The following is a 13,285-nucleotide window of genomic DNA, read 5'->3' as shown; positions in this document are numbered from 1 at the left end:
ACGCTTCAAACGTCAGCCGCCGCACAGGCGGCTTAGAAAATCGCCTTGGCAACAGAACTCCAGGCTGTATTTTGGTCGATTGTGTTTTTTGCCGTTACTTATGATCACCTCTGCTGGCTGTATAAATTCTGCCTTTAGAGGTGTCCGGCATTATTAGACCATTGCAATTAAAAACAGGGAGTTGTTTTTGGCGAAATCCTTAGTTGCCTTTACGACGTTGGCCAAAGAAGCCAAATCCAGCTAAGGCAGAGCCGAAAAGCCAAATAGCGCCGGGAATCGGAACGGCGGCTACATTCAATACATACCCGTCATTCGTATCGTACCAAGTGCCGTCTCTAACGCCTCCCAGCATAATGGTGTAAATTTGACCTGCTTGAGCGGTGAAACGAATATGGTTGAGATTGACCGGCGTCGCGCCGGAAATATCCGTCGTGGCGACTATATCGCCGAGTGTGAAGCCAATATCGTTAGGCAGCGGCGTGCCATTGCCGTTTTGGTTCCAGTCTCCATGATGCACATAACCGCTGTTGTTGCTTGTCATGCCTTGAAAGATGGTAAAACCGTAATTGGTGCCGCTTAAATTGACACCATGTATATCCAGTTCCACATCCGTGGTCACAGCCGACCGGAACAAGCCGATGTCCAGATCGTGTTTCCAGCCTTGACCGGAGGGGCTGGCATTATCGTACCAAGCGCCTTTGGCGGTATCGATATTAGCCGATACCCCGTAACGACTCAGCGAATCCGCATTGGAGATTTGTCCGGAATCATTGGCTGAATTCAGTTGAATACCCCAGTTGAGGGAAACCGCGCCCACATAATTGAAAGGTGTTGTGGTTGACCCACTGGTACCTACCCAACCTGCCGTGGCAGCATTGGGGTTGCCTCCGGAATTACCGCCCTTATATGAATTCTCCGGAGTTGGGCCTCCCCACACCCAGCCGTCGGTTTGGCCGCCGGCAGCGTTAAACACGCCGCCCGGCTGGCCGTAGGCGTTGCAGGGTGCGCAAGGGGTGGCGCCGTTGTTGTCGTACAAATTGTACATGGTGGTGGCGGCCGAGGCGCTTGACACGCCTCCGGCAGCTAAGGTCAAGCCGCCAATCACCGAGGCAATAGCATTAGTAAGTTTTGTTTTTTTGTTCATATCCGCAAGGTGCCTTATCACGACTGATTAAAAATAGTCCTTATCAAAATTCTCCTGTTTATCAGTAGGCAACTTTCAAGCCACTAATATTTTTAGCGACCTGATTTTGTATCTTGTCGGATTTTATGGGGATTTGAACAGCTTAAACTCCTTTTTCAGCACATTATCATTTTTAGTAAATTGCAAATTACGGCATATGGCACATTTGTATGGGCATATGCCGTAATTTATTAGGAGAAAAGCAGCGTATCGGTTTTTCGGCAACAATCCGACGTTCGCCCCCAAGCATCAGTCAATTTTCGGCCGCGCTGCCTCAATCGTCATCCAATTAAGTCTGAGCTATTGCGGATGTTGTCGTATTAGGTTTTGGCTTTTATATAGAATTCAGCTGTTTTCGGTAATTCTAGTTGGTTTACAAGTCTGCAATTTAGTATGAAATCTTGCAATCCACCGCCGTACAGGCGGCTCATGACGACGGTTCTGTTTTCCAAATACCGCTAACAGTCAGGCCGCCGGCCGGCCATGCAAATTTATCGGAATGGACGATCAAACTTTTCGTCTGTTAATGCCGACAAAACCCGCCAACACGGAACCGAACAACCAGATCGCGCCGGGCACCGGCACCGCCGCCGGCGTTACGCTAATCAATTCGTAGCTGTATGAAGTTGCGTTATTGGCTTTATCGAATACGGCACCGCCGAATCCGCCAAAACCCATGCCGCTGTAGTAATCGAATCCGGTGCTACCAAAATAGTTGGTGGCTATCAGCTCCTGCTGTGCGCCGCCAATCTCGTCGCCGAGATAGGGGCTGCCGACGTTGTAAACCATGGCCGACAAATCCGCCAAGTTATGGGTAAACGCGCCGACGATTGAGTTGCCCGAGAAAGATAAAGAAAACGCGGAAATTTCGTTGAAATTCATCCCCCAAATAGCACTCCCCACATTAATCTGCCCGGAGTTATCGGCATCATTAACGGTAAAACTACCGGAAATGGTCGCCCCGTCGTCAAAACCGGTTTGCACAAAGTTATAAACTGCCGCATTCGCGCCGGACGCCGTCAGTGCGGCGACTACCGTCAAGGCTAGTTTTAAATATTTCGTTGTCATGATAAACGGGCCTTATTGCGCGGGGGTGGACGGAAGGAAGGGCGAGAAACGCGTCCCGGCCGAGGTGCCGAGCAGACCGAAGTTATTGGTCCATTGTCCGATAAACGATTGTTTGTCCGGGGTAAATTGCAAATCAAAAGATGAATGCACGGTGACGTTAGGCGCCGGAGAAAAGTCTAATAGAGCGACGGCCGAGCAATCGGTGTTCATGGTTGCGGTGCCGCTGACCGGGCCGGCGAATCCAGGAACGATCGCACCGTTTTGCGCGGTCGTGAATGCGCAGGAACCGCCAATCACGCCGTTAAGCACGGTGATTTCGCAACGTCCGGTATGCAGATTAGCCAGCGCCACGCTGTTTTGATACAGCACATAGCTTCCGTTCAAATTGGCAGCCGTGCAACCGGGCGCGGCTTGCGCTTGGGCGGAAACAGTCAGACTGGCGGCAAGCAGCAGATAGTGATAGGTTTTCATCGTGTCCTCTTTAAGATATTGATTGTTATTTTGCCGTTGGCGAAATAAACCCGGCCGACGACCTGGCACGTGGTGCCGGGACAGCCTGGGGTTTATAAGCCAGGATTGCAACGCAACCCGCACAGTTGATATCAATACTTATGCCACGAACCTATAACTGTTTGTAAAACAGCAGCATACGTTAGAAAAACATTATCTCTCACCGGTAAACCCCGGAGAGAGAAACAAATTTATTGTGAAAGTTAGTGTAATCTCGCAAATTATTATAAAAGTAAGCGATATGCCCGGTTACGCGGGCAAAGCCTCCGGCCCAAGGACATGACCAAAATCAATCAATCGGGATGCGAACGTTTAAACAGCGACGCGCTGCCCACGCAGCTTGTGAGTCCGCAAAATTACTTGCGCCAATCCTTGCCGGCCCGGCTGGGCGCGGGCAGATCGCTGATTTTCCAGCTTGATCCGGCATTGAGTTATATCGAAACGCAATACCAACCGTCACGCGATCTGGCGATTGGCAGCAAAATCGATTTCGGCGAACCGCGCCTGGTGATCACTTTGGGGATAGCGGGCCAATCCCGCTTCATCGACAGCAAGGGACATGAACTGCGGTTTAGCCAAGGCCATACCACGATCACCAGCTTTGACAGCAGCAGCGGCGAACGCCGGTATCAAGCCAATCAAGCCGTTAAACAGCTGCGATTTTCCATCGGCAAAGCCTGGCTGGGGCGCTATTTGGGCGAAAACGAATCGGAGTTTTTCTTTCGGCACAATGCGCTGCGCTTATTAAGTTGCCGGCCGACCGGCATGCAAAGCCTAGCAGCGGCCGGACAACTGCTGGCTTGTGATGTCGGCACGCCCTTAGCCCCGCTAATGTTAAACGGCCATACCATGACGATCTTGGCAAACGAGCTTGGCGAACTGTGCCGGCAAGAACAATACGGCTATTCCCGTTTCGACAGCGGTAGCCGCAAATTGGCCAACAGCGCCCGCGACATTCTCGCGCAAAGCTATCGAAACCCGCCGTCGCTGGAAAGCTTGGCAAGCGCGCTAGGCATCACTCCGTTCAAGTTAAAAAATTTGTTCCAGCATTATTTTAATAACACCCCGTATGGCGTGGTGATCGATATCAGAATGAACCATGCCTACCGTTTGCTGGAATCGAAGCAATTGCCGATAAGCGTGGTCGCGGAAGCGGTAGGTTATCGACATGCCAGTAATTTCAGTCTCGCGTTCAACAAGTATTTCGGCATCTCACCGAAGCAGGTGGCCCGGAAACGCTGAATAAGCGACGCTTCCCCTTTTCCGGAATTCTATTTAAACAAACACACCGGATTGTTAAGCGGATTTGCCAAAACTCGGCAAATTTGCGGAAATGGCGGCTTTTTCAACCACGGCTTGCGTTTTTACCCCCATGAACAACACCGACTTGCAGTCCCTCCCCCGTCACCGCGTCCCGACATTTCCCGGCTGGTGGGCCGCGTTGGGGCCGGGCGTAGTGTGGATGGCATTGGCGCAAGGCAGCGGCGAGTTGATCTGGTGGCCGTACATGATCGCCAAATACGGCCTGACCTTTTTGTGGCTGTTGGTGCCCGCCTGTTTACTGCAATATCCGTTAAACCTGGAAATCGGTCGTTATACGATGTTGACCGGCGAAAGCATCTTCCACGGTTTTATTCGTTTGCATCGTGGCTTTGGCATATTTCTCTGGCTGTTGATGACAGTCTCGTTCTTGTGGTTTGGCGCCTTTGCCTCGGCTGGCGGCACCGCGATGGCGGAACTGACGCATTGGCCAACAGACTGGACCCAGCGCGGCCAAAGCCTGTTTTGGGGCTATGCCTCGATTGCGGTATTCGTCACCGCTATTCTGGCCAGCGGCGTGGTTTACACGCTGATAGAACGTTTCATGAAACTGGTCGCGGTGGTCACCGTGGTCGGTTTATTGTCGGCCTGCCTGCAAAGCGATGTACTCAAGGCCCTGCCGACGTTTAGCCTGGGCCTGCTCGGCCCGATCGGCGAGATGCCCCGCCCGTGGGACAGCGGCGATGCCAGCAAACTATTAACCGCGATTACTTTTGCCGGCCTGGGCGGTTTTTGGATTTTGTTTTATTCCTACTGGTTGCGCGACAAAGGTGCGGGCATGGCTGGCTTGGTGGGCCGCATTACTGGCTTGGGCGGCTCCGAGGAGGCTGTTCTGAGTGATGGTTTTCTGCCGGCTGACGAAGCGGAAAGCGCCAAGAACTGGTTAACTTGGCGGCGCTTTTTAAGCGCGGATATTTTGGTGGGCATTATCGGCAACTTATTCACCACGCTGATGACCTGTTTGCTGGCTTATGCGCTGTTGTTTCCAAAAGGCTTGCTGCCGCAGGAATACGAACTGGCGGTAGTGCAAAGTCAGTTCTTCGCGGTGAGTTGGGGCGAGATAGGCCGGCTGTTATTTTTGGTAGTCGCGGCGGCCTTTTTAACCGACACCTGGCTCGCCACCGCCGACGCGGTGAGCCGCATCCAGGCCGACATCGTGCTGACCTTGTTCCCGAAAAGCCGCCGTCTCCCCGCCCGGCGTTGGTATTACATCTTTTTGGGCCTGTTGACCGTCATCACCTCGCTGACCATGCAACTCGACGCCCCCGGCCCGCTGATCCTGACCAGCGCCATCATCGGCTTTGTCGGCACCATTACGTTTCCGGTGGCGCTGTATTTGATCAACCACAAAATGCTGCCGCCGCATTTGCCGGCGTGGGCCAGACCTAAAGGCAAGCCGTGGCTGTTGGGTTTGAGTTTTGTGGTGTATTTACTGTTGGCAGTGTTGTATTTGAAAGCCAGTCTTAAACTTTGACGGTCTGGCGCGAACTTTAAAGCCGGCGGGTACCGAGCAAAAAGATTTTTTTTCGGTACCCTGCAATTTTCTTCATTAGCAATAAGGCGACATATTTATGAAACTCATTAAAATCACCCTGTTTAGCTTGTCCATGGCGGCTAGTTTCGGCCTTTGCTCCCCTACTGCCCTGGCTGCGGAAACCACGGCCAGCAGTTCGGTCAGTGTCAGCGAAACCATCTCGCATCTAGAAAAAGCGCTGGAGGAAATTGCCAAAAGCGATTTCAATACCGCCCAGGTGCATTTAAAAGCCGCTCGCACCTCCGGCGAGAAAATCACCGGCAACGAAACCATCGTCAAACAAGCCGCCGCGCTGGTTATTCAAGGACAAATCAAAGCCAAGTTAGGCGACATCAAAGCGGCGTCCGAGGAATTGCACAATGCGATAAGCTTGTACAAATCGCTTTAAGTTAGACAGGAACAGCGGATAAGATGTTGGGCGGGTTTACCATCCTCGATAGGCATTTTTAAGCTTGGGTCCTAGCCACCATAGCCTTGCGAATCAAGCTAAAAGCCTTGCAGCCAAGGCAATTTGGTTTACGCCCAAACCTACGAATCTTTCGCGAATAGCAAAATACCCTTAACGCCAGGCTACAAGGCTTGAAGTCGATCTGTCCCCGCGAACATTCGACCCGACACAGCCTAACCGTCACGGACTTGGCCGCCATGGATTGCTGTAAACAAGATTAAGATCGACCGCATGGATACAGAGGTAGGTTAGGGTGACGACAGGAACCCCAACACGAAAACAATTCAGCCATCAGCCCACCATGATAGAGGAACAACCCAGCCAATAACATCTCCAGCAAGCAAGCCATCGATAATGCAAGATCAACGTTACCAATAATATTAAACACCATGAGTATTGGGGTCGTTGCCTCAACCTACGCGAGCGTAACTTACGTGGCAAGAACCTCAGTCAAATTTAAAACTCCACTTTTAAAGTACCTAAAAAAGTCCGAGGTGCTGCCTGCATAATAAAGTTTGAATTCGATGTGTTGTAGTAATGCTTATCCAATAAATTATCCGCGTTTAATTGAGCCGTTACGGTCGATGGTCCCATTTTCCAACTATAGCCGGTCATTAGCGCCAACGTTGCATAACCCGGTAGTTGGTAGCTGTTGGCATTGTCGCCTTCGACTTCGCCGCGAATATTCGATCCGGCTCCGAATTTCCAACCTTGCAAATCACTTTTCTGAATCTCATAGGTAGCCCACAGATTCCCGCCGTGGCGCGGCACACCAAAATAGCGTTTCCCCTCGTTGCCGCGATTATCCGCACCGCCAGTATCCTTGGTAACGCGCGAGTTTGTGTACGAATAATTGCCGATCAGTTTTAGGCCGGGGTAAACTTCACCGGCAATGTCAACCTCCAAGCCGTTGTTATTCACCTCTCCAGTGGTTACTGAAAAACCGAGGCTTCGATAATAAGGATCGGGATCGGGCGATTGGATATTCTGCTTGGTTAAATCGAACCAGGCGACACTGCCTGTCAAGCGTTTGTCGAAGAGTTCATATTTCAAGCCAATTTCCTTCTGTTCCGCTGTTTCTGGTTTTAGCGCACCGCCATTCCTGTTACGACTATAGAGATTAACCCCACCAAAATTTTCCACGTAATTTGCATAGAAACTTAACTCAGGTAGGGCTCTCCAAAGTAAGCCAACGCGAGGTTTGATCGCAGTTTCGTCCAGTTGGTTACTGCCACTATAACCACCGCTTGAAAGATCACTCATTGTCGCCATGTCGTAACGAAACCCGCCGAGTATCTGTAGCCCGTAAGGCAGTTTAATTTGATCTTGTAAATACAAGCCGCGCCAGTCTTCGTTGATCTGGTATCTGTCCAACGATGCACTTGACGGCACAGCCCCGTCGATCCCGGTATAAACGGGGTGATAAATGTCCAAGGCATTTAAACTCCAGGACCACGCATCGCCGCTATCCGCTGCCATGTTCATGAAATCCCAGCCCAACATTAACGTATGACCAAGCGAGCCGGTTTGAAATTTTCCGGTCAGATTAAGCGAGGTATAAAACTGTTGACCGCTCCAATTATTCTTCATGGCTCCCAGAGCAACCTGACAGGACGACGCCGTGCATGGATCGATCAAGCCTCCCCAAAATGTCACGAATGGCGTCCGCATTGGGGCTGCATAGTTATAGGCATTGAAGTTTTGGCTCAGGGTCCAATTGTCATTGAACGCATGCGACCAGTTGAAGCCCAGCCAAATGGCGTCCGACTCCTGTTGTCCCGATCCGGGCTCGCTCAAATTCCGGCTGATCGGTAGGTTTGGAATTTGTCCATTGACGATGGGAATCCCATTGTCGTAAGTGTCATTACTGTGTTTATACTCTAATTCGAAAGTTGCCTGGGTCTGATCACTAATCTTCCATTGCAGTTTCGGGGCGAAAAACACGCGATCATTTTTTACAAAATCCCGAAACGAATTCGCATCTTCATAGGCGAAGTTCATCCGATATAACCAACTCTTGTCTTGCGTAACCGGTCCCGTTGCATCAACTGTCGTCCGGTAAAAATCGTAAGAACCGAATTGCTGTTGCAGCGAATAGAAAGGCGTGGCTAATGGCTGCTTGGTCACCACATTCACCATGCCGCCCGGTTCGATGCGACCGTATAAAATCGATGCAGGTCCTTTCAACACTTCGATGCGTTCTAAATTCGCGGTTTCGCGAAAGCCGTCTGTCAACCAAGACGGATTGGTTCTAACGCCGTCTCGATAGTAGTCGTAGGTTCTAAATCCGCGAATCACGAACGGGGTTTGCTGATGACCGTCTTGAGCCGTCGCAAATACACCGCTAACATTTTGCAAGGCCTTATCAATACGCACGACTTGTTGATCTTTCATCACCTGCTTCGGCACCACCTGCACCGAAAACGGCGTTTCCATAATCGGCGTATCCGTCTTAGTCGCCGTCATTGCGTTCGGCAAACTGTAATCCGAATTGTAAGGATCAGTGGCATCGTAAGCCGCCTTGCCGACCACTTGCACCGCCGGCATCGTCTGCGGCCCGAGATTGTTCTGCATCTGCTCCACTCGCGGCTGCAAGGTGATAGCCCCTTCGCCGGTCGTCACGGCTTGCAACGGCGCATCGCCCAATAAAATCCTGATCGCTTCGTCGGCGGTGTAGTCGCCTTGCAGGGAGCGGCTGCGCAGGTTGTCGGCGATGTCGGTGCCATACATCAATTGTTGCTGACTTTGCCTGCCGAACATCAATAAGGCCTGATTCAGCGATTGGGCGGGGATGTCGAAATGGTGTTTGTTGCCGGCGGCATCGCCAAGGGCGGTTTGCGAGATCAGAGCCGCGAGCAAGACGGCTTTGGCGGCATGGCGCCGGCCCTTGCCGGCTGAGAAAGGTTTGCAATGCTTTGCGTTGGACATGGGTTCTCCTGGTTTCGGTCTGGTTACACGGCAGCATTCGGGCTGGTGTTAGTTAAGACGGAAACTTTTTAAAAACCCACATCAGGCGGTGATCGAATTATTTCATCGGCAGAAATTAGCAATGCCGAATTGCGCCGGCGATGTTAATGGGGGGGCGTGCTTGCCGTGTAGTTAAGGCCGATTCGATGGTGTTATGCAGAGACTTTTCGTAACTATTCAGTACCCGTTCAACAGGATGGAGTTTACGCCCTCTCCAGCAGGAGAGGGTTTTTGTACTCCGCGCTGAATTAATTACGAGTTTCTCCCTCTTTGCAAAGGGGAAGTAACAGCGCCTAACGCACCACCACCAAATAAGGGGTGATATTGGTAATTTCCAATTCCGGCACAGCGGCTTTTAAACTGGCAATGGCTTGATCCAGCGCATCCAGCCGAAACAGGCCGCTGATCCGCTTGTCGGCCAACGCCGGATTCAGCAGCAGCACCCTGCCGGGCCGGTATTGATTGATTTGGGCGACGGCTTCGCGTAACGGTACGCCATCGAATTGCAGATAACCCTCGCGCCATAGCGCCATGCTTTCCGGCGGGTTTACAGTTTGTAAGGCAATATTGTCGGCATCAATCGACGCGGATTGTCCGGCGGTCAGCCGTTCGCGGTGCTGCTGTGCATTCCGGATTTCGACGATGCCTTCAAGCAGTTCGACCCGAGTTTGCGCGGACTGGCGTTGAACGTCGAAAGCCGTGCCAATCGCCCAAACTTCGCTACCGCCCGCGTTCACCACGAAAGGCCGTTGCGCATTTTTAGCCACTTCAAAAAACGCTTCGCCCGCCAACAACTCTACCCGGCGCACGCTATCGTCGAAGTGGACCGCCAGCGCGGTCGCGGTGTTTAGCGTAACCCGCGAGCCGTCGGCCAAAAACAGGCTGCGTTGCTCGCCCTTGCCGGTCAGATAGTCGGCCCGCCATGCCGGCGGCGGAAACAACACCGCTAAAGTCACTGCCAGCACCGCACTACAGGCGATAGCCAACGCCCACCTGGGAGGGCGATACGGCGTTTCACGGATTGGCCGCGATTGCGGTTTGCGATAACGCTCGTGAAGCAATGGCTCCGAGCCGGGTATCGCCCGGCCGCGCAGACCTTCCATGCCCCGCCATACCTTTCGCGCTTGTTGCCAGGCCCGATCATGAGCCGGATCGGCAGCGCGCCAGTCCTCAAGTTGCCGCTGTTCCGCCAACGAAAAGTCGCCGGAATGCATCCGGCTCAGCCAACCGCAAGCGCGTTCCAGCAGACGTTCGGCATCGTCCGGCTTTGGTTCGGTGGACATTTTCAGATCCTGCATGAACAGTGAGGGTGACATATCATAGAACAGGCCGGCAGCCGAAACCAACGCTAGCGCTAGGGTTGCAGGGTCTTGGCGCAATGCAATAGCGCCCGTTTGATGTTTTCTTCCACAGTGCGGACGGAAATGTTCAGCGTTTCGGCAATTTCCCGCTGTTTCAAGCCTTCGAAGCGGTTTAGGTAGAAGATGCGCTGACATAACGGCGACAAGGTTGCCAAACTGTCGATCAAGCTGTCCAGTTCCTGCTCCCCGAGCGCAACGGTTTCCGCACAACGCGTGTCTTCAATTTCCGGCGGAGCATCTTCCGGCCATTGCACCATCGCGGCATTGCGTACCGTCTGACTCCGATAATGATCGAACAACAGGTTCTGTGCGGTGCGAAATAGATAGGCTTTCAGATTACCGACATTCCCCAGGTCGTCGCTCCGGCACAAGCGCACGAAGGCTTCCTGACAGATGTCGGCGGCGGTTTCCCGGCAGCGCACGCGCGAAAAAAGCACGGCCTCCAGTTCTCCGTGACAACTGGCGTATAACGCATGCAGCGTTTCGTTAACTTGAGATGACATAAAGTGCTGGTAGACGGTTTTTGCCCGGACGTTTAGACCGCAAAGTACAAAGCAAAATTAAAGCCGTAAGCAGAATTTTAAGTTGAATCAGCCGCCTGGGTACTTGGTAAACGCGCCCCATCAGCCTTAATTTTAATAATCTGTGTTAAAAAACCCATCGCAATCATGCCATATCACCGCTTTTTATAGGCTCGGCATCGTGAACTGCTTAGCACAATATGTTGGATCAACCGCCGTGCCCAAGCTATTCGGACGTTTTCCGCGCGGCCTCCGCCAACAGTTCGTCGATAAAATAGCGGCAGTAATTCGGTACATACAATTGCTTCAGGTAGGCTATTTTCGTCGTGGAGCCGGGTATCAGGCGGGTCAAATCCCTGGCGATCAGATCGGAATCCTTACTGACCTCGTAAGAGGTGCCGGCAATAATGCCCACCCCCATCCCCAGCCGCACATAGGTTTTGATCACGTCGGAATCGGCGGCGGCCAGCGTGATATCCAGCGGCAGATGCAGGTTATGAAAGGCTTTTTCTATCGTCGTGCGTCCGGTAAATCCGGGCGTGTAGGTCAAAATAGGCTGCGCAGACAGACGTTGCAGGCTGATTTCGCCTTCGGCCAAGGGATGTCCTGGCGGCATCACGGCAATATGGTGCCAGTGATAGCACGGTCTAACGACCAGTTTTTCATCTTCGTCCAGCTTCTCTGTGCAGATGGCGATGTCGGCTTGATGCCGGTGCAGCAAATTAATCAGGGTATCCGGCGACGATTGCACCATGTAAATTTTGATGTCGGGATATTTACGCCGAAACTTGGCAATCGGCTCCGGCAATAAATATTTGGCTTGGGTGTGCGTCGTGGCGATGCGCAAGGTGCCGCTGCTGGTATCCAGAAAATCGTCGGCTATCAGTTGAATATTTTTTTTGGCCTGATTGATCAGATCGACTTCTTCCATGATCTTATCCCCCAGCGGCGTCAGACCGGTGAGCTTTTTCCCCTGCCTGATAAACAGCGGCGAGCCCAGTTCCGTTTCAAACAATTGGAGTTGCCGGCTGACCGCCGATTGCACTACATGCATTTTTTCCGCCGCCTTACTCAGGTTGAAATCGGTTTCTTGCAAAGTTCGCAGCAATTCCAGCTGGTTAAGATTCATCGTATAGCTCCAAAAAAACTTGCGGATCCAAAAAAATTTCGATTACTAACCTATACTCTAATTCGGTCTAACAGACGTAATCTATTCTTTCGATATAAAAATCACATTATATCGTTTTATTTTAGAGGATCCGCTCACTAACATGCTTAGTCGACAATGGGATTATGTCAACGATTGTTAGTGATGGGTAACCTCCTCCTAGCAACAGGGACGTTTTGATGGCGGGTTGCAAGACCCGCCATTTTTTTCAGCACACAAACCCGCTGCAAAATCCCGCCTCATATTGCGAAACCGTTCGACGGCTAACCCGCAGCCCTCGCGGTTTCCCGCACGCGTTATTCAGGAGTCAAGCAAATGCCTTTACAACAATTGGTAGAATATTTTAACGATAGACTGGAGCAAGAGCACAACAGCGGCTTTAGGCCTTTCATATTGCGCGATGGCAGCGTACACGCGCTGTTTGGCCCCATATGCATAGGCAGCGTGTTGAAACCCGTGCGTGAGACCTTACGCAGCGCGCATTCTATCGGTCACATGGCGCAGCTGAGCGTGGCCACCCATTCGGCGCAAACCATCCAAAACGGTGAACTGGAAAATCTGCTGGCCCTGTCGCCGGCGCCGGCCGGCCAGCCGGAATCGATCATAAATTTCGATCGTTTGTCGCGAGCCGTGCATATGCTGAATTATCTGCCGCAAGCCCATCGCGACGAAGTGCTGTTTCTGGATGTGGATCCTCGCCATATCCTCGGCGTTAAAGAAGATCACGGCGCTTATTTTGAAGAGGTTATTGTCAAATGCGGCCTGGAAACACGGAATGTGGCTATCAGCATGACCGTGAATAACGTCTATGCCCGTTACTACCAAGCGCTGCTGAAGGGTTTGCAGAACTATCAGCGGCGCGACTACCGGCTGGCGTTGAAGTTCGACTATCACACGCTGGAAAAGACCGCTGTCGAACTGATTTCCAGAGCCGCGCCGGATTTTGTCGGCTTGTCGGCGCAGCACCTGGAGCGCATTCGCGACAACAAACTGCCGGAAAAATTACAACAGCTTAACGGTTTGGTCGATTCGATAGCGGGCCGCAGCATTATGCTGGATGTCGACGACAAACGAAGCGCCGCGCTTGCCAGACAGACCGGATTCGATTTGGTGCAAGGCGAATATTTCGAACATTCCTTACCGGTCGCGGCCGAGCCGCCAAGCAGTGTGCGCTATGCGCAACAGAAACACGGCAGACTTTAAAT

General features: G+C 52.1%; 11 protein-coding genes and 1 CRISPR repeat array (1 of these 12 running past the window's edge). Of the genes, 4 read left to right on the top strand and 7 right to left on the bottom strand.

Annotation, left to right across the window (positions count from 1 at the left end):
* A CRISPR array of direct repeats spans positions 1-39; the repeat unit is 28 nt (it extends 1,130 nt beyond the left edge of the window).
* Positions 40-199: 160 nt separating this feature from the next.
* The 3 genes from ACH50O_RS04150 to ACH50O_RS04140 all read right to left on the bottom strand — a co-directional run bounded on the left by ACH50O_RS04150 (position 200) and on the right by ACH50O_RS04140 (position 2,722).
* Complete coding sequence (locus ACH50O_RS04150; protein WP_446810779.1) at positions 200-1,144, bottom strand: hypothetical protein; 945 nt, start codon at positions 1,142-1,144, stop codon at positions 200-202.
* 546 nt (positions 1,145-1,690) lie between these two features.
* Positions 1,691-2,251: a hypothetical protein gene (locus ACH50O_RS04145; protein ID WP_446810778.1), complete on the bottom strand. Its 561-nt coding sequence runs from the start codon at positions 2,249-2,251 to the stop codon at positions 1,691-1,693.
* A 12-nt stretch (positions 2,252-2,263) separates the two neighbouring features.
* Positions 2,264-2,722, bottom strand: coding sequence for a hypothetical protein (locus ACH50O_RS04140; RefSeq protein WP_446810777.1), 459 nt, complete (start codon positions 2,720-2,722; stop codon positions 2,264-2,266).
* 318 nt (positions 2,723-3,040) lie between these two features.
* Here ACH50O_RS04140 and ACH50O_RS04135 point away from each other — a divergent pair, with 318 nt between their 5' ends.
* The 3 genes from ACH50O_RS04135 (at position 3,041) to ACH50O_RS04125 (ending at position 6,003) form a co-directional block, all read left to right on the top strand.
* Complete coding sequence (locus ACH50O_RS04135) at positions 3,041-4,003, top strand: helix-turn-helix transcriptional regulator (RefSeq protein ID WP_446810776.1); 963 nt, start codon at positions 3,041-3,043, stop codon at positions 4,001-4,003.
* Positions 4,004-4,133: 130 nt separating this feature from the next.
* Positions 4,134-5,555, top strand: coding sequence for an Nramp family divalent metal transporter (locus ACH50O_RS04130; RefSeq protein ID WP_446810775.1), 1,422 nt, complete (start codon positions 4,134-4,136; stop codon positions 5,553-5,555).
* A 97-nt stretch (positions 5,556-5,652) separates the two neighbouring features.
* Positions 5,653-6,003, top strand: coding sequence for a hypothetical protein (locus ACH50O_RS04125; protein ID WP_446810774.1), 351 nt, complete (start codon positions 5,653-5,655; stop codon positions 6,001-6,003).
* Positions 6,004-6,519: 516 nt separating this feature from the next.
* On the opposite strand, the gene ACH50O_RS04120 is transcribed toward ACH50O_RS04125, so the two are convergent.
* The 4 genes from ACH50O_RS04120 to ACH50O_RS04105 all read right to left on the bottom strand — a co-directional run bounded on the left by ACH50O_RS04120 (position 6,520) and on the right by ACH50O_RS04105 (position 12,041).
* Complete coding sequence (locus ACH50O_RS04120) at positions 6,520-8,991, bottom strand: TonB-dependent siderophore receptor (protein ID WP_446810773.1); 2,472 nt, start codon at positions 8,989-8,991, stop codon at positions 6,520-6,522.
* 332 nt (positions 8,992-9,323) lie between these two features.
* Positions 9,324-10,313 (bottom strand): FecR family protein, encoded by a 990-nt coding sequence (locus ACH50O_RS04115; RefSeq protein WP_446810772.1) that lies wholly within the window; start codon positions 10,311-10,313, stop codon positions 9,324-9,326.
* 71 nt (positions 10,314-10,384) lie between these two features.
* Complete coding sequence (locus ACH50O_RS04110) at positions 10,385-10,894, bottom strand: RNA polymerase sigma factor (protein WP_446810771.1); 510 nt, start codon at positions 10,892-10,894, stop codon at positions 10,385-10,387.
* A 244-nt stretch (positions 10,895-11,138) separates the two neighbouring features.
* Positions 11,139-12,041, bottom strand: coding sequence for a LysR substrate-binding domain-containing protein (locus ACH50O_RS04105; RefSeq protein ID WP_446810770.1), 903 nt, complete (start codon positions 12,039-12,041; stop codon positions 11,139-11,141).
* A gap of 354 nt (positions 12,042-12,395) precedes the next feature.
* On the opposite strand from ACH50O_RS04105, the gene ACH50O_RS04100 reads away from it, so the two are divergent.
* Positions 12,396-13,283, top strand: coding sequence for a hypothetical protein (locus ACH50O_RS04100; RefSeq protein WP_446810769.1), 888 nt, complete (start codon positions 12,396-12,398; stop codon positions 13,281-13,283).
* The last annotated feature ends 2 nt before the right edge of the window (positions 13,284-13,285 follow it).

The sequence above is a fragment of the Methylomonas sp. 2BW1-5-20 genome, assembly GCF_052474515.1.
The sequence above is the reverse complement of the archived record's forward strand: the minus strand, read 5'-3'. Positions and strand labels throughout refer to the sequence as shown.